This is a genomic window from Polynucleobacter sinensis (assembly GCF_001595985.1).
Classification (GTDB): Bacteria; Pseudomonadota; Gammaproteobacteria; order Burkholderiales; family Burkholderiaceae; genus Polynucleobacter; species Polynucleobacter sinensis.
The window spans coordinates 49854-66109 of sequence record NZ_LOJJ01000009.1 but is presented as its reverse complement, the minus strand read 5'-3'; the positions used below and the strand labels follow the sequence as shown (position 1 = coordinate 66109).

The following is a 16256-nucleotide window of genomic DNA, read 5'->3' as shown; positions in this document are numbered from 1 at the left end:
CTATTTCAAAGAGGAATTACCCGGAGTGGGGTTTTGAATGTTTCTCTGCCACGGGCATCTCCGCCTTTTTCCAGGCGCTAAACCCGCCCTCCAAATGACAAATGCGCGGCACCCCCATATCTTGCAAAGCTTTAGTAGCCAATGCAGAGCGCCAGGCGGAGGCGCAATAGAGCACTAGACGCTTTCCCTCCCCAAAGATTGGCTTGTAATAAGGACTCTCTGGATCAACCCAAAATTCCAACATTCCACGAGGGGCATGCAACGCACTCGGAATCATTCCCTCGCGCTCAAGCTCCCTAATATCTCGGATATCCACAAAAACCGTGTCCTGATCGTCCAACAATTTCTGAGCTTCAATTACGGGAACCGTTTCAATCTCCGCCATGGCTCGTGCAATTAAATCCTGATAGCCTAACTTAAGTTTCATCGAAATCTCCTAAAGTGCTGGTACTTTTAATATAGCAATTCTTAGGGTTTATGGTTGCTATTGCTTACTGATACTATCCGCCTATGAACTTTACCCCTACAGAACTTGGCGCCAGCATTATTTTTGCAATCGCAGTTGTGCATACTTTTTGTACATCTTATTTTGAATCCCTTGCCAAAAAATCACCACGGCATGCAGGCTTATGGCATTTACTCGGCGAAGTAGAAATTGTCTTTGGCTTTTGGGCGGCAATTTTGATTGTCTTTATGTGGCTTGCAAATGACCTCGCCACAGCAAAGGATTACGCCAATAAACGCAACTTTACAGAGCCGCTATTTGTTTTTGCCATCATGGTGGTAGCCGGCAGCAAACCTATTTTGCATTTTGCCACTCAAATTTTGCAGCAACTTGGTAAAGTTTTACGCTTAGTATTGCGCACCAAACAGGCTCCCACTCTCTACTTTTTAACTTTATCCGTTACGCCACTGTTAGGCTCCCTGATCACCGAGCCCGCGGCAATGACTTTGGCGGCTTTTCTATTGCGTGACCTTGTCTATCGTCACCAATGCTCTAAAGCCTTACTCTTTGGCACTTTAGGCGTCTTATTTGTCAATATCTCTCTTGGTGGCACACTCACTAATTTTGCCGCACCTCCAGTACTCATGGTTGCATCAACATGGAACTGGAGCACATCCTTCATGTTCGCCAACTTTGGACTTGAGGCAGCCATTGCAATCTTTATCAACGCTTTAATAGCAACCCTCATATTCCATCGGCAACTGATTGAACCAGAAAGCAAGTCCAATTCAACTCGCATACCGCTTGCCACTACCGCAATCCATTTATTGTTTTTAGCTGGCATTGTCGGTTTTGCACACGATCCAGTAATCTTCATGTGGCTCTTGCTATTTTTTATCGGGTACACAACGGCTTATCCAAAACATCAGAACCCACTCATATTGCGTGAGGCTTTATTGGTGGGATTTTTCTTAGGGGGCCTAGTTGTGCTTGGGGCACTTCAAGGCTGGTGGCTACAACCAATTCTAGAAAATATGAGCCCCACAGCGGTCTTTTATGGCAGCCTGGCCCTCACTGCCATTACAGACAATGCTGCCTTAACCTACTTAGGATCCCTTGTTCAAGGAACATCCCCTGAATTTAAGTTGGCCTTAGTTGGTGGAGCCGTTGCTGGAGGAGGTTTAACTGTAATTGCTAACGCACCCAATCCTGCTGGTCTTGCTATTTTGCGCAGCTACTTTCCCAATGCAGCTGTTTCAGCGGGATTGCTCTTTGTAGCAGCCATTCCACCAACTATTGTGGCGATTATTGCCCTGCGACTGCTATAAAAGCGTTATCCCGTAAAATCTGAGCTTCGCCCCCAGCTATAAACCTGAGAACGGCATATGAAAAAGCTCTATATCAAAACCTTTGGTTGTCAAATGAACGAGTATGACTCGGGCAAGATGGCCGACCTCTTACATGCCGATGAAGGCATGGTCATGACCGACACGCCTGAAGATGCAGATGTCGTTCTACTGAACACCTGCTCCATTCGAGAAAAAGCAGAAGATAAAGTTTTCTCGGATCTTGGGCGTCTACGTGAACTCAAAAAAACTAAACCCAATCTATTAATCGGTGTTGGTGGTTGTGTAGCTAGCCAAGAAGGTCAACAAATCATCAGCAGAGCGCCTTATGTTGATGTTGTATTTGGTCCTCAGACATTACATCGCCTCTCTGATCTTCTTACGCAGCGTCGTGAAACTGGCAGATCTCAAGTGGATATTTCTTTTCCTGAAATTGAAAAATTTGATCACCTGCCTTCATCACGCCAAACCCGTGGCTCTGCGTATGTTTCGATTATGGAGGGCTGTTCAAAATACTGCAGCTATTGTGTAGTGCCTTACACGCGTGGCGAAGAGGTATCGCGCCCATTCGATGATGTTCTCACTGAAGTTGCGGGACTTGCTGCTCAGGGAGTGAAAGAAATTGTCTTATTGGGCCAGAATGTCAATGCCTATCTTGGAAAAATGGGCAATACGGAAGAAATTGCCGACTTTGCATTACTGATTGAGTATGTTGCTGAGATTCCAGGGATAGAGCGCATTCGCTTTACAACGAGCCACCCAAAAGAATTTACACAACGCCTTATCGATGTATATGCGAGAGTTCCCAAACTCGTAAGTCACTTGCATCTTCCTGTGCAACATGCATCTGATTCAGTACTCTCGGCCATGAAGCGGGGATACACAGCCCTTGAGTACAAAAGCATTATTCGCAAGATGCGAGCGGTCAGACCCGATCTCACCCTTTCAAGTGATTTTATTGTGGGCTTCCCGGGCGAGACTGATGAGGACTTCGCCAAGTTATTGAAAATGGTAGAAGAACTCAATTTTGACAATAGCTTTTGCTTTATCTTTAGCGCAAGACCTGGAACACCCGCCGCCAACCTAAGCGATGAGACACCATACGAAGTTAAGCTAAAACGATTACAGACTTTACTTGCACTGGTTGAGTCTCAAGCAAATCAAATTAGTCAAAAGATGTTAGGAAACACTGAACGCGTTTTGGTTGAGGGCCTTGCAAAGGATGGCATCAACCTACAAGGACGTGCAGCCAATAATCGAGTAATTCACTTTACCGCACCAGAAAGCGATATCGAATCTCTAATTGGACAAATGGTGGATATCAACATCACCGAAGTACTCAACTACACCCTGAGAGGGGATTTGGTGAAGGCCTATGCCTAAATTAGAAATTGATATTCAATACGCAAGTCCGGCGATCGAAAAAAAGCTTGCTTCGATTGCCTCCCCCACATTAATCAAAAAATGGGTTAAGGAAGCAACTCCGCATAGTGGCCAACTAACCTTGCGCTTTGTAAATCAAGCAGAGGGAAAAGCCCTAAATGCAGCTTTTCGCAATAAATCTAAACCTACTAATGTACTGACTTTTCCCTACGATCTCACCAAGAAAACCTTAGCGGCAGATGTTATTTTTTGCCTGCCAGTAATTCAAAAAGAAGCTATTGAACAAAATAAAGCAATTCGGGCGCACTTAGCCCATCTCATTATTCATGGGTGCTTGCATGCACAAGGTCTTGACCACGAAGTGGAAAAAGATGCAAAAAAAATGGAGTCTCAAGAAATTAAACTCTTAAAGTCTTTAGGTTTTGCTAATCCCTACGCCTCTATTTAAAGTGTTTTGAGACCCCCCTTCATTGCAATTACTGATTTCTGAGATATTCTTGCGATATGCCTGACCCCAATCGATCCCTTTTAGAGCGCTTAGCCGATTTTCTAACGCCGCAACCCATTAGCCCCACTGAACGTCGCCAAGAGCTAATTGAAACTCTCAGAGAAGCTCAAGCTGAAGGCCTAATTGATGCTGATGCCCTATCGATGATTGAGGGTGTTTTCCAAGTGGGGCAACTATGTGCCCGCGATATTCTGGTTCCTAGAGCACAAATCGATTGGATTGATATTAATCGGCCGCTCTCTGAAATTATCAAAAGCGTAATTACAGCAGCCCATTCTCGCTTCCCAGTATTTGAGGGAAGTCGCGATAACGTAATTGGCACATTGCTAGCAAAAGATTTACTACGTCACTCAAGCGAAAAAGATTTTCAAGTACGAGACTGGTTGCGTCCTGCCGTATTCATTCCTGAATCGAAGCGTTTAAGCGTTTTGCTGCGTGACTTTAAAGATAACCGCAATCACTTGGCGATCGTTGTCGATGAGTACAGTGGTGTTGCCGGGATTATTACGATTGAAGATGTGCTCGAACAAATTGTTGGTGATATTGAAGATGAGCACGATGTCGATGAAGAAGCAGATAATCTGATCTCCCTAGACAATGGTGATATTCGCGTTAAGGGTATTACTGAGCTGGAACAATTTAACGAGACCCTCGGCACGCAATTTAATGCTGAAGATATTGAAACGGTTGCAGGCCTAGTAATCCAGCATCTAGGTCGAGTACCTAAAATTGGTGAACTGATTGAGATTGAAGGTATTCAATTTGAAGTTCTACGCGCCGATCCAAGGCAAATTCATATCCTGCTAGCGCGACAACTTCCTAAGAAGTCTAACTGAGGTCACCTTGATTCATCAGTCGGCACTCAGATTTTCAAGTGGTATTGGCCTACTTATGCTTTTCGTGCTTGGGGCGGTCATGGCGGGTGCCGCTGAACTCCCTTATGGTGGCTGGGTTCAGTTACCTATCTTAAGTTTGATTTGGTGGGTAATCACTGCTAACCGATCCACCATCATCAAGAAGAATTTTTCGTTAGGTCTATCGTTTGGGCTGGGCTATTTTGTCGTTGCTCTTTGGTGGATCTACATTAGCCTTCACGATGTTGGCGGTATTAACCCCATCTTTTCTTCCCTAGCAGTATTTTTACTGGCAGCAGGCATGGCAATATTTTTTTCGTTTGCGTGCTTACCACTCTACCTGCAAAAACATACACACTTAACAGGCCTAATACTTGCAGGCACCTGGGTGATCATTGAATACCTGCGCAGTGTTTTTCTCACTGGATTTCCGTGGATGGGTTTTGCTGAAGCTCAAGTGAACGGCCCATTCTCGTCAATTGCGCCATTCTTTGGCGGGCTTGCATGCACTTTTTTAGTGGTTTGGATTTCTTGGGAAATAACGCAACTCAAAAAAAATATCTCTATTAGCGGCGCGTACATTATTGCGACGATCGCTGTTACGCAACTAGCAAGTATTTGGAGTTTTACAAACCCTATTGGCGAGCCACTCAGCGTTCGTTTAATTCAGGGTAATTTTGAACAAAGCCTGAAGTTCAATCCCAAGGCAATTGAAAATCAATTCGTTTTTTATACAGATGCCATCAAAAAACAGCCAGCTGATCTCATTATTACTCCCGAGACAGCCTATCCCTGGCCACAAAACAACCTTCCGCTTGGTCTGATTCAATCCTTACGAGACTTTGCTGATAGTAGCTCTAGCAATATCTTGCTTGGAATTATCGGTGAAGTAGTCAATTCCAACGGCATTCAGTATTCCAATCGCGCACTCGGCCTTTCTCCACAAACAAGTCTTTACCAATACGACAAATCTCATTTGGTACCTTTTGGAGAATTTATTCCACCTGGCTTTCACTGGTTCGTGAATGCCTTTCACGTCCCGATGAGCGACTTTGCGCGTGGTAGGAGTGATCAGCCACCATTTAGCATTGAACGCGTACAACAAAAATCCATTAACGCCGCGATTACCATTTGCTATGAAGATGTCTTTGGTGGCGAATTAGCATCTCGCATTCGCACTAGTAGTCAACCAGTTAATCTCTTGGTGAACATGACTAACCTGGCATGGTTTGGAGACTCACAAGCACCTGAGCAACAATTGCGACTTTCGCAATTACGCTCTCTTGAAACTGGGCTACCTGCCCTGCGCGCCACAAATACCGGCATTACCGCAGTCTTAGGGCATGACGGCAAAGTCTTGGCAATGCTTCCCAAATTTACCCAAGGTATTTTGAACTCCAAAATACAAGCCTATACCGGCCTAACCCCTTATGTCATTTGGGGAAATGCTCCAATTTTGGGTCTTTCTTGCCTCTTGTTAATACTGGGCATTCTGCGCCAAAAACGAATTTAATCGTTATTTCCTGGTTTGCGAGCTTAGCCATGTAAAATCAAAGGCTTAGCCAGGTTAATCATGCTTACTTTTCAGCAAATCATTCTCAAACTCCAAGATTACTGGGACCAACAAGGTTGCGCCCTACTGCAACCTATTGACCTCGAGGTCGGTGCCGGTACATCTCACACAGCCACTTTCTTGCGGGCCATTGGCCCCGAACCATGGAAAGCAGCTTACGTTCAACCCTCTCGCAGACCAAAAGATGGTCGCTATGGAGAGAATCCCAATCGTCTCCAGCACTATTACCAATACCAAGTAGTGCTCAAGCCGGCTCCCGAAAATATTCTTGAGCTTTACCTTGGCTCACTTGCTGCATTAGGCCTCGATTTACAGCAGAACGATGTCCGTTTCGTAGAAGACGACTGGGAAAATCCAACCTTAGGTGCCTGGGGCCTGGGATGGGAAGTTTGGCTCAATGGAATGGAAGTAACTCAGTTCACCTACTTCCAACAAGTGGGCGGGCTTGATTGCAAGCCTGTTTTAGGTGAGATCACTTACGGCATTGAGCGCTTGGCAATGTATATCCAGAATTGCTCCAATGTTTATGACCTAGTTTGGGCTGATGGGATTTCTTATGGTGATGTGTATCACCAAAATGAAGTGGAGCAGTCTTGCTATAACTTTGAGCACTCCAACACCGATCTGCTTTTTGCTAACTTCACTAACTACGAAAGTGAAGCAAAACGCTTAATGGAAGTGCCTTTGGCCTTGCCAGCCTATGAAATGGTTTTAAAAGCTGCGCATACATTTAACTTACTTGATGCCCGCGGGGCAATCTCTGTTACTGAACGTGCAGCCTACATTGGGCGCATCCGCAATCTGTCTCGCGCAGTAGCGCAGGCTTACTTTGAGTCCCGAGAAAAACTGGGATTCCCAATGTGCCAACGTCAAGCTAAAGCATAAGCAGCGCAATCTAACTATGAGTACACAGAATTCCCTTTTCCAATCAGATGATTTGCTGATTGAAGTATTTACCGAAGAACTCCCACCCAAATCTCTGCGTCGCCTTGGCGATGCCTTTAAAGATGGCATCTTTACCGCCCTTAAAACAGCAGGGCTCGCTGGGGAAAATTCCGTAGCGATTGGCTACGCCACGCCACGACGTCTTGCCGTTCAAATTACCAATGTACTTAGCCAGGCTCCAGATCATCCGGTGCGTGAAAAGTTACTACCGGTGAGCATTGCATTTGATGCCAATGGCCAACCTACTCCACCGCTACTAAAGAAACTGGGATCTCTTGGTTATGCCGATATTGATATCGCTGCTTTAGAAAAATCAGGTGAAGGAAAGAACGAAGCGCTCTATCTCAACGTCATTGCTAAAGGTGCCGCACTAGAACAAACGGCTCAGCAGGCTCTTGAGCACACACTAAGCAAACTGCCCATCGCTAAAATGATGCACTATCAAGTGCTACAAAAAAATGGTGGATTAGCTGATGTTGAATTTGCAAGACCAGCGCATCGCATCCTAGCACTACATGGTAAAAATACCCTCAATATCAATGCTCTTGGTATTGAAGCAAATAATCAAACCGAGGGGCATCGCTTTCTAGCTCCTGGCGTTATTAGCATTACCACCGCAGACCAATATGAGTCCGATCTCACTAATAAAGCAAAGGTATTACCTAGCTTTAATAAACGTCGTGAATATATCGAAGCTGCCCTTTTAAAAGCTGCTGGTAGCGATCTGGTACTCATGCCAGATAGCCTCTTAGATGAAGTTACTGCCTTAGTAGAGTGGCCAGCAATTTATGAGTGTCACTTTGATCAAGAGTTCCTAGAAGTTCCACAAGAATGCTTGATTCTGACGATGCAAACCAATCAAAAATATTTTGCCCTGACAGATCAGCAAGGTAAGCTACGCAATCGTTTTTTAATCGTATCTAATATTGAAACCAATAAACCTGAAGCTATTATTTCCGGCAATGAACGTGTAGTCCGTCCGCGTCTTTCAGATGCACGCTTCTTCTTTCAGCAAGATCAAAAACGCCCCTTAGCCTCTCGCGTGGCCGATCTTGGAAAAGTTGTTTATCACAATCAACTCGGCAATCAACTGGATCGCACAAAGCGCGTTCAAGGTATTGCGATTGGAGTGGCAAAAGCCCTCTCGGCAAATGAGGCCTTGGCTGGTCGTGCCGCAGAAATTGCCAAGACCGACTTGTTAACTGACATGGTTGGTGAATTTCCTGAACTTCAAGGCATCATGGGCCGCTACTATGCAACCCATGATGGCGAACATGTAGAGGTTGCCGCAGCCTGCGGTGAACATTACATGCCACGCTTTGCTGGCGATGAGCTACCGCAGACCCAAACCGGCACCATCCTAGCAATTGCAGACAAATTAGAAACTCTAGTTGGCATCTGGGGCGTTGGTCTTGCACCTACCGGCGATAAAGATCCGTACGCCTTACGTCGTCATGCTCTTGGTATATGCCGACTCTTGCTAGAAAAAAATCTCGCCTTAAGTCTTCCCGATTTAATTGACCTTGCTCGTAAACAATTTCCACAAAAAGAGGTTCAAGAAAAGGCAAAGGCTGAAGATATCTACGCCTTTATTATTGATCGCTTGCGCGCCTATTTACGCGATCAATCTGTTGCTGGAAAACCATTTACAACCGAAGAAATTGACGCCGTATTAAGTCAGTCACCAAGCCACATTAATGATTTACTCGATCGCCTCACAGCCTTACGAGAATTTAATGCCTTAACAGAGGCCGCTCAACTTGCAGCCGCCAATAAGCGCATTAGCAACATTCTAAAAAAGACTACAACACCAATTCCAACATCTTGCGCTAGCAAGCTATTACAAGCTCCAGCCGAAGCTACCCTATATCAAGCGCTTGAAAGCATTTCACCTAGCTTAACCGCTGCCTTCGAAAAACGTCAGTATGTCGAATTTTTAAAAGCCCTAGTGGCTTTAAGTGGGCCTATCGACCAATTCTTTGCTGATGTGATGGTGATGGATCCCAATCCAGAGTTGCGCGACAACCGCCTAGCTCTCCTGCAACAACTTCACCAGAAAATGAATCTGATTGCCGATCTCGGCAAGTTAGCATGAGCACCGGCTCTTCTAAGCTGATTATTCTTGATCGCGATGGCGTGATCAACGAGGATCGAGATGATTATGTGAAGTCGAGCCAAGAGTGGATTCCCTTGCCAGGGAGCCTAGAGGCTATCGCACTACTAAATCAAGCGGGCTATCAAATCGCTGTTGCTACAAACCAATCCGGCTTAGCTCGAGGCTATTTCGATATCAATGCGTTGCATGAAATGCACAGCAAAATGGAAAAATTACTCAAGCCCTTGGGAGGCCATATCGATAGTATTTTCTTTTGCCCCCATACTGATGCTCACGCTTGTGACTGTCGTAAGCCGTTGCCAGGAATGATGAAGGAGATCGCCCTGCGCTACAAAAAAAATCATAGCGCCACGCCCTTAGCAGGTGTTCCTATTGTGGGCGATTCTTTACGTGATCTCGAAGCTGGAGTTGCACTGGGGGCAAGCCCTCATTTAGTATTAACTGGGAAAGGCAGTAAGACCCTAGAAAAAGGCAAACTACCAGAAGGCACACAAATTCATGCTGATCTCATGGCATTTGCTAATGCGCTACTTCAAGATAAGGTTTAAGACCACATGACTTTTGTGCGCTCGACTCTTTTTGCCCTATTTCTGCTCATCTTTACACCGATTTGGTCGGTACTGTGTATCTTGGTTTTCCCATTTTTGAACCCCGAAAATCGTTATCGCTTTATTGGCCTGTGGAATAAAGTGGTCATTTGGATATTGCAGCCACTGTGTGGAATTCACTATGAAATCCGCGGAATGGAAAATATGATGGCGGTGCTTGATCAACCAGTTGTTGTGCTCAGCAAACATCAATCTGCTTACGAAACGATTGCCTATATTGCTCTTCTACCAAAACAACTTTGTTTTGTCTTCAAACGAGAATTACTCTGGATCCCTTTCTTTGGTTGGGCATTGGCCCTGCTAAAAATGATTCACATCAATCGCAATAGCAAGGAAACTGCTGCACTATCAGTAGTGGGTCAAGGTCGTAAGCGATTGGCTGAAGGTAAATGGATATTGCTATTTCCAGAGGGCACAAGAACCCCTACTGGCTCTCATAAGCCCTATAGCAAGGGTGGTGCAAGACTTGCGAGCGCCACTGAGGCCCTGGTAATACCGATTGCGCATAACGCTGGACGTTGCTGGCCAAAGAATAGTTTTATGAAACATCCAGGAACAGTGATTTTCTCAATCGGACCAGCCATTCCCTCAGCCGGAAAAACTGGCGGCCAACTCCATCAAGAAGTAGAGAAATGGATTGAAGCCGAAATGCGGGTAATTGACCCAAGCGCTTATCAATAAGCCTTGGATTTTCTAGTGCTTATTCCACCAGAGTTTTAGCCCATTCGATATAACGCTCTACAGAAATATCCTGGGCGCGGGCTTTGAGCTCAGACTCCGTTAAGAACAGTCGATCAGCATAAGCCGCCAAATTTGTGCGCAACATTTTTCTACGCTGGGAAAAAGCAGCTGCGACCACCCTCTCCAAGGCACGCCATTGCGATTCATTCAGGCTGAAATCTTTCCGAGGAATCATACGCACAACGGCGGAGTTAACCTTAGGCTGCGGATCAAATGCCTCTGGCGGTACCTCTAAAATCAATTCCATGTCATAACGGGCCTGCAGCATTACTGAAAGCCTACTAAATTCTGATCCCCCAGCCTGAGACACCATGCGCTCCACCACTTCTGCCTGCAACATAAATACCTGCTCATCAATGGCATCAGCAGCAGACACTAAGTGGAACAATAATGGCGATGAAATGTTGTAAGGCAAGTTACCAACTACTTTACATAAGCTGCCAGTAGAAGGCTTAGATTTTGCCCATTCCAAAAAATCAAACTGCAGCGCGTCACCTTCGATCACATTGAGCCCCTGAAGGTTCTCATGATTCCAGTAAGCCACCAAATCCCGATCAATCTCCAAAAGATCAAGTTGCTTGAGACCACTCAATAAAGGTCTAGTGAGCGCTCCTAGACCTGGTCCAATTTCAATCACATGCATTTCGGGATTTGGATTAATCGCGGCAACGATTGAATAAATCACCCCAGAGTCTTGTAAAAAGTTTTGGCCAAAACGCTTGCGCGCACGGTGCATCATGTATTTACATTCCTTGAATTCACTACCAGTTGATAGGCCAATCTCAATGCCTCTAGCATGCTGCTAGAGTCAGCAACTCCTTTGCCAGCTATCTCTAAGGCAGTGCCATGATCCACCGAAGTACGAATAATGGGCAAACCCAAAGTTACGTTAACGCCACCCCCAAAACTGACAAACTTAAAAGGGGCTAAACCTTGATCGTGATACATCGCAATAAAAGCATCAACTCGATTCAATGTATTGGCATCAAACATGGTGTCGCCAGGATAAGGACCGCTCACCAATATACCCAAGTCTTTAGCCGCTTCAATTGCAGGCGCAATGACTTCAATTTCTTCGCGCCCCAAATATCCAGACTCACCAGCATGGGGATTCACTCCAGCAACCCTAATCACCGGCCTAGCAATACCAAATTTCTTTTGCAAATCATGGTGCACAATTTGAATTGTTTCTAATATCTGTTCCTGCTTGAGTGCGGCTGGCACATCCTTTAAAGGCAAATGCGTTGTTACCAAAGCCACTCTAAGCGCATTAGATTGTTGAAGCTTTAAAAATCCCACCGGCAATGAAGCGCATAGCATCATGACCACATGGTCCTTATTACAGAGCTGTGCTAGATATTCTGTATGGCCAGTAAAAAGTGTCGATGCAATCTTTCCAGCATTGATTACACTTTTCTGAAGTGGCGCAGTTATCATGGCATCAAAACGCCCTTCAAGACAGCCCTCAGTAGCAATATTTAAGATGTTGATGACATATTGCGCATTAGCAGGATTCAATTGACCAGCTAAAACTGGCGCCGATAAAGCGACTGACTCTAGCGTAAGCCTATTAGCCAATTCAGCCGGGATCTTAGACGCCTGAAACATACTAAGATCGCCCAATAAAGTAATGTGAGCGCCGGCTTGCTCCCTCAAGAAAGCGAGTGCAGCCGAGAATGAAACCTCCGGACCAATACCCGCTGGCTCACCGGAGCTAATGACTAACTTAACGGGGGCTAACTGCTGGATCATCGGCGTTAATAATCTTCACCGTAGCGGTATCGCGCAACTCACGCAGCCAATCTTGATAGGCTTGCTCAAACTTACGCTCACGAATTGCCGCACGAGCAAATTGACGTTGCTTTTCTACGGTCAACTGCGCTTCTCTTCGCTCCAATACCTGGATTAAATGCCAACCAAATTCAGTTTTCACTGGGTTGCTTACTTCACCGATTTGCAAACGATTCATTGCTTGATCAAACTCAGGAACCAAATCACCAGGGCCCATCCATCCTAAATTTCCACCATTGGCAGCAGATCCATCCTCAGAGTATTTTTTGGCTAGCTCACCAAAATCTGCCGTCTTGGCGCGCACCTGATCGCGGTAACCCGCTAAACGCCTTTCAGCATCTTGATCTGATAGACCCGCACGACTCCGCAGCAAAATGTGACGCGCCAAAGTCTGAGTCACCATAATATTTTGTGGGGTTGTTGGGGTATTGTCTTGTGCAGGCTGCTGCTGTACCTCTGGCGCACCGGCAACTACAGCCCTACGATCCAAAACCTTCAATACATGATAACCAGCAGGGCTTTTTACAACTGCGCCAGCGACTTGTCCGCCACCAGTATTTCTAATGGCCTCATAAAATAATTGAGGCAAACGATCAGGAGTTCGATAGCCCAAGTCCTGAAATTTAATCTTGGGATTATCTTTGGCCGCCATGGCGCCCAATTGTAAAAAGTCAACGTCGCCTTTTGCCTCTCGCAATAACGACTCCGCCTTTTTCTTTGCCTCAGCCTGCGCACCAGCGCCCGCACTAGCATCCGCCGGTATAAATATTTGCGCCACATCAATTTCTTCTGGCGCCCCCTTCGCAGCAGGCGTCGAACGCGTAACACCACCGCCAGCCGCAGCTCGATTGCGATCAGCGATGAAGTTATCAACTTCTGCATCGGAAATTTTTATCTTAGCCTCAACTTCGCGCTCCCTATAGCGACTCATCATGACATCATCGCGCAGCATTTGACGATAACGCTCATAGCTACTTCCAGTAGCCGCGATTTTGACTTTCAACTCCGCAAGCGTTAATTTATTTTTTGCCGCTATGTCTGCAACAATTTGATCTAACTCTTTATTGGTGACGGTAATACCCTCGAGTTCAGCATTTTGTATCTGAATCTTTTCAATAATGAGTCTTTCTAAAACTGTTTTTCTCAAGGTTGTCGCATCAGGTAATTTGGTCCCCTGCTTCTGAAGGGCGGCAATACGATCATCGATCTCCTTGCGAGTAACAAATCCTGTATTTACTACTGCAGCAACGCCATCGATATTACGAATTTTGCTATCCGTACTTGGAGACGTCTTTGTATTGCCTTGTGCATGAGCAAATTGTGACAGCAAAGTCAGCCCAGCCAACGTAGTAGCTAGTAGGGCTTGTTTGAATAAATTCCTACGCATCATTGATAGTTCTCATATATTGAGGGTGGAATAGGCTTAGAAGTAGGCATATATCCAGGCACATTAAGCCTCATGATATCAACTGGATTGCTTCCAGCGCTACCAAAACCCCTAAACTCTATTTGGAATAAAACTTGGGTAGTGGTGATTTGTGAGGTGTTGACCATTTGGGAGTAGGCCCCACGCAAAGTCCAACAATCCCTCATCCACTCTAAAGCAACCAAGGTATTTAATGTTTTAGTACTCAAAGCATCGTACCCCCAGCGCCCTAATACAGAGACCTCTCGAGTAAGAGGCCATTGACCTGAAATATTGTATTGATCTGTAGTGGTTTGCGCCAAAGTACCTGCGGTATTGTTTTGTACTGAAGCTTGTGTTGGCGGGGTCCAGACGTTGCGGTATCCAAAATTCAAACTTCTACCAGGGGTAGGGCGCCAACTACCCCCAACTGTTGTTTGTACAAATTTGTTGAGCTGAGTGTTGTACTGACCAAACATGTCAGCGCTAAAGTTTCCAAGTAATCGTACTGAAGCCGAACCCAATGTGTCTGAGTAAGTTGTCGGATTGGCAATATTGCCATTAAGACCTACTCTTTGGCCAGTAAAGGCTTGCCGCTGAGCAAGAGTCACATTGGCACGCTCAGCACCAGTATTTGCCTCAATCATTCGACTCGTTAAACCACCAGTTAATTTATTGCTATCAGCGACGCGGTCATTACCGATAAATGTATTTTCACTAAAAATTTGGGTGACGCCAAAACCCGCATCAGCGGTATCAAATAAAGGGGTTAGGGCTTGATTTTGGTAGGGGGTATAAACATAAAAAGCCCTTGGCTCCATAGTGAGCAACATATCCCGCCCAAAAAAACCTTTTAATTCAGTAGCCTCTCTTTCAAAGGCTAGGCCTGAATCCAAGCTAAATGTTGGAACAGTAAAACCCTGCGCGTTTGGCGCGCCAACTGGGTTGTATGGGGTGGCGTTATAGGTATTAGACTGAAAACTCACTTTAGGGGTAACGTAGTAACCCGGCGTTACCTGGGGAAGTGCTATAGCCCCCTTGATTACAGTTCGATCGGCCTGACTATAAATACCTGGCGCAGTTGCCGCCAGGTTGGCGCCAATGTTGTATGCGAAACGAGTGTAGTCTGTCGAAAAAGTCGTTGCTGGACCTGATGGCAAGTTAATGTACTTGCCGCTTGCATCAGCAACCGCTGGACTTAAGCGATTGTTATATGTAGCAGTAATGTTCGGCAAAATATTGTATGGGGACTGCACAATCGAGGTGGGATCAGGTTGCAAAGTCTGGAAGGTCATCGCTCTAGCAGAAACAGTCCAATTACTTAACCCCCCAGTGAGATTCTTTGTAGTCCCAACCTCTTGCCGAAATTGGCTAGTCACGGCACCCGCAATACTCTGAGAAAAGTCAGTGGGATATAAATTATCTGAAACTCGAGCCATATTGGCATACCCCGTCCAAGCACCAGCAATAGGGATTCCACCCATTCCCAATAGGTCGCCACTAAAGTTTTGTCTCTGCTGCCAGTCATAGCGCCAGCGATCGGTTCCGGTTTTTCGATCATAAGGAAGATAGTCACCGCCTAAACTACCTGCATATTGCTTATCTAAAAACTGATACTTGGCGCCCAACTGGACGCCACGCTGCCCCATTACTCGCGGCAATAATAGTAAATCCCGATTAGGGGCGATATTGACGTAATAAGGCTGCGTCACATCAATACCGTTATTCGAGCTGTAACCAGCGACTGGTGCCAAAATGCCTGAACGACGCTGATTAGAAGTTGGCGCAGTGAAATAGGGAGTGTAGGCAATTGGTACATCGAAGAAGCGCATCACAGCATGCGTACCAACCATCTCCTTCTGTTCGTTATCAATTTCCAAGGTACTCGCAGTGAAGTACCAATCTAAATTTTCAGGCGTACAAGTGGTGTAAGTGATCTTATCAAATACAAAAATATCCGATGTTTCAATCGTTAATTTATTAGCATTACCACTTGCGCGATTATCACGTAGCTCATAATTGGGTGATTCCATTTCGCCCTCACGCGCATCGACTCGAAGGCGCGCCTTTGGTCCCTTGAACGTAACATTACCTTTGGAAAATTCTGTGTTACCCGTTAAGTTAGCTATATCAGAATCTGGGTCGTATTGAATTTCGTCTGCTTTGATAACTGCCCCATTGCGACGAATTTGTGCGCGCCCTTTTAAACGCATTTCACGATCTACTACCCCATCAATAGAGTCACTAGAAGTAAATGTCAGGGCTTTCCCATCATCAATCGCTTTTCCAACACGCAGTTGATCATCCAATTTTAAGATGGTTACTTCACCTCGATCGGGGATCAAAACAGAATTTGCCGAATTGGCTAAAGATTGAGAAGAAGGCGGTAGGGGTGCCGGAGCTTGCGCATGACTTGAAAAAGTAAATTGCAGCAATGCAAGCCCCATCATTATGCGCAGGGCGGCAGTGAAAAAAAGAGGGGCGCAAAGGCCGGCGCAACGGCGATAATGACTCATGGATCCTGACCAGCCTTATTATACG

At 45.7% G+C, this 16256-nt stretch carries 14 protein-coding genes; 9 read left to right on the top strand and 5 right to left on the bottom strand.

Features of this window, described 5'->3' with window-relative positions; all coding sequences use genetic code 11:
* Positions 1-16: 16 nt before the first annotated feature.
* Positions 17-427, bottom strand: a complete 411-nt coding sequence (locus AOB49_RS09090) for a rhodanese-like domain-containing protein (RefSeq protein ID WP_062310201.1) — start codon at positions 425-427, stop codon at positions 17-19.
* 83 nt (positions 428-510) lie between these two features.
* Here AOB49_RS09090 and AOB49_RS09085 point away from each other — a divergent pair, with 83 nt between their 5' ends.
* From AOB49_RS09085 to AOB49_RS09045, 9 genes are read left to right on the top strand one after another with little or no spacing between them, the layout of a single operon-like run.
* Entirely contained in the window at positions 511-1773 is a 1263-nt protein-coding gene (locus AOB49_RS09085; protein ID WP_062310199.1) for a putative Na+/H+ antiporter, read from the top strand.
* 57 nt (positions 1774-1830) lie between these two features.
* Positions 1831-3174, top strand: a complete 1344-nt coding sequence (gene miaB, locus AOB49_RS09080) for a tRNA (N6-isopentenyl adenosine(37)-C2)-methylthiotransferase MiaB (RefSeq protein ID WP_062310197.1) — start codon at positions 1831-1833, stop codon at positions 3172-3174.
* Positions 3167-3622 carry an rRNA maturation RNase YbeY gene (gene ybeY, locus AOB49_RS09075; protein WP_062310195.1) on the top strand — a complete coding sequence of 152 codons (456 nt, stop codon included), beginning with the start codon at positions 3167-3169 and terminating at the stop codon, positions 3620-3622. Before miaB ends, ybeY begins: the two co-directional genes overlap by 8 nt.
* Positions 3623-3678: 56 nt before the next feature.
* Positions 3679-4518 (top strand): HlyC/CorC family transporter, encoded by an 840-nt coding sequence (locus AOB49_RS09070; protein ID WP_062310192.1) that lies wholly within the window; start codon positions 3679-3681, stop codon positions 4516-4518.
* 55 nt (positions 4519-4573) lie between these two features.
* Positions 4574-6049, top strand: a complete 1476-nt coding sequence (lnt, locus tag AOB49_RS09065) for an apolipoprotein N-acyltransferase (RefSeq protein WP_062310570.1) — start codon at positions 4574-4576, stop codon at positions 6047-6049.
* 60 nt (positions 6050-6109) lie between these two features.
* Positions 6110-6994 carry a glycine--tRNA ligase subunit alpha gene (glyQ, locus tag AOB49_RS09060; protein ID WP_062310189.1) on the top strand — a complete coding sequence of 295 codons (885 nt, stop codon included), beginning with the start codon at positions 6110-6112 and terminating at the stop codon, positions 6992-6994.
* A 16-nt stretch (positions 6995-7010) separates the two neighbouring features.
* A complete protein-coding gene (gene glyS, locus AOB49_RS09055; RefSeq protein ID WP_062310188.1) occupies positions 7011-9149 on the top strand; it encodes a glycine--tRNA ligase subunit beta in 2139 nt (712 codons plus the stop codon).
* Positions 9146-9718: a D-glycero-beta-D-manno-heptose 1,7-bisphosphate 7-phosphatase gene (gmhB, locus tag AOB49_RS09050; RefSeq protein ID WP_062310185.1), complete on the top strand. Its 573-nt coding sequence runs from the start codon at positions 9146-9148 to the stop codon at positions 9716-9718. The genes glyS and gmhB overlap by 4 nt, the downstream gene beginning before the upstream one ends.
* 6 nt (positions 9719-9724) lie before the next feature.
* Entirely contained in the window at positions 9725-10459 is a 735-nt protein-coding gene (locus tag AOB49_RS09045; RefSeq protein ID WP_062310183.1) for a lysophospholipid acyltransferase family protein, read from the top strand.
* Between the two features lie 19 nt (positions 10460-10478).
* Here AOB49_RS09045 and rsmA read toward each other — a convergent pair whose 3' ends face one another.
* From rsmA to AOB49_RS09025, 4 genes are read right to left on the bottom strand one after another with little or no spacing between them, the layout of a single operon-like run.
* Positions 10479-11255, bottom strand: a complete 777-nt coding sequence (gene rsmA, locus AOB49_RS09040; RefSeq protein ID WP_082784141.1) for a 16S rRNA (adenine(1518)-N(6)/adenine(1519)-N(6))-dimethyltransferase RsmA — start codon at positions 11253-11255, stop codon at positions 10479-10481.
* Positions 11255-12271 carry a 4-hydroxythreonine-4-phosphate dehydrogenase PdxA gene (pdxA, locus tag AOB49_RS09035; protein WP_062310179.1) on the bottom strand — a complete coding sequence of 339 codons (1017 nt, stop codon included), beginning with the start codon at positions 12269-12271 and terminating at the stop codon, positions 11255-11257. The genes rsmA and pdxA overlap by 1 nt, the downstream gene beginning before the upstream one ends.
* Entirely contained in the window at positions 12246-13700 is a 1455-nt protein-coding gene (locus AOB49_RS09030; protein ID WP_062310177.1) for a peptidylprolyl isomerase, read from the bottom strand. The genes pdxA and AOB49_RS09030 overlap by 26 nt, the downstream gene beginning before the upstream one ends.
* Positions 13697-16231 (bottom strand): LPS-assembly protein LptD, encoded by a 2535-nt coding sequence (locus tag AOB49_RS09025; RefSeq protein WP_062310174.1) that lies wholly within the window; start codon positions 16229-16231, stop codon positions 13697-13699. The genes AOB49_RS09030 and AOB49_RS09025 overlap by 4 nt, the downstream gene beginning before the upstream one ends.
* Positions 16232-16256 lie beyond the last annotated feature (25 nt).

Coding starts and splice junctions, on each gene's coding strand:
- AOB49_RS09090 (WP_062310201.1), bottom strand. CDS start 427: ATGAAACTTAAGTTAGGCTATCAGGATTTAATTGCACGAGCCATGGCG.
- AOB49_RS09085 (WP_062310199.1), top strand. CDS start 511: ATGAACTTTACCCCTACAGAACTTGGCGCCAGCATTATTTTTGCAATC.
- miaB (WP_062310197.1), top strand. CDS start 1,831: ATGAAAAAGCTCTATATCAAAACCTTTGGTTGTCAAATGAACGAGTAT.
- ybeY (WP_062310195.1), top strand. CDS start 3,167: ATGCCTAAATTAGAAATTGATATTCAATACGCAAGTCCGGCGATCGAA.
- AOB49_RS09070 (WP_062310192.1), top strand. CDS start 3,679: ATGCCTGACCCCAATCGATCCCTTTTAGAGCGCTTAGCCGATTTTCTA.
- lnt (WP_062310570.1), top strand. CDS start 4,574: ATGCTTTTCGTGCTTGGGGCGGTCATGGCGGGTGCCGCTGAACTCCCT.
- glyQ (WP_062310189.1), top strand. CDS start 6,110: ATGCTTACTTTTCAGCAAATCATTCTCAAACTCCAAGATTACTGGGAC.
- glyS (WP_062310188.1), top strand. CDS start 7,011: ATGAGTACACAGAATTCCCTTTTCCAATCAGATGATTTGCTGATTGAA.
- gmhB (WP_062310185.1), top strand. CDS start 9,146: ATGAGCACCGGCTCTTCTAAGCTGATTATTCTTGATCGCGATGGCGTG.
- AOB49_RS09045 (WP_062310183.1), top strand. CDS start 9,725: ATGACTTTTGTGCGCTCGACTCTTTTTGCCCTATTTCTGCTCATCTTT.
- rsmA (WP_082784141.1), bottom strand. CDS start 11,255: ATGCACCGTGCGCGCAAGCGTTTTGGCCAAAACTTTTTACAAGACTCT.
- pdxA (WP_062310179.1), bottom strand. CDS start 12,271: ATGATCCAGCAGTTAGCCCCCGTTAAGTTAGTCATTAGCTCCGGTGAG.
- AOB49_RS09030 (WP_062310177.1), bottom strand. CDS start 13,700: ATGATGCGTAGGAATTTATTCAAACAAGCCCTACTAGCTACTACGTTG.
- AOB49_RS09025 (WP_062310174.1), bottom strand. CDS start 16,231: ATGAGTCATTATCGCCGTTGCGCCGGCCTTTGCGCCCCTCTTTTTTTC.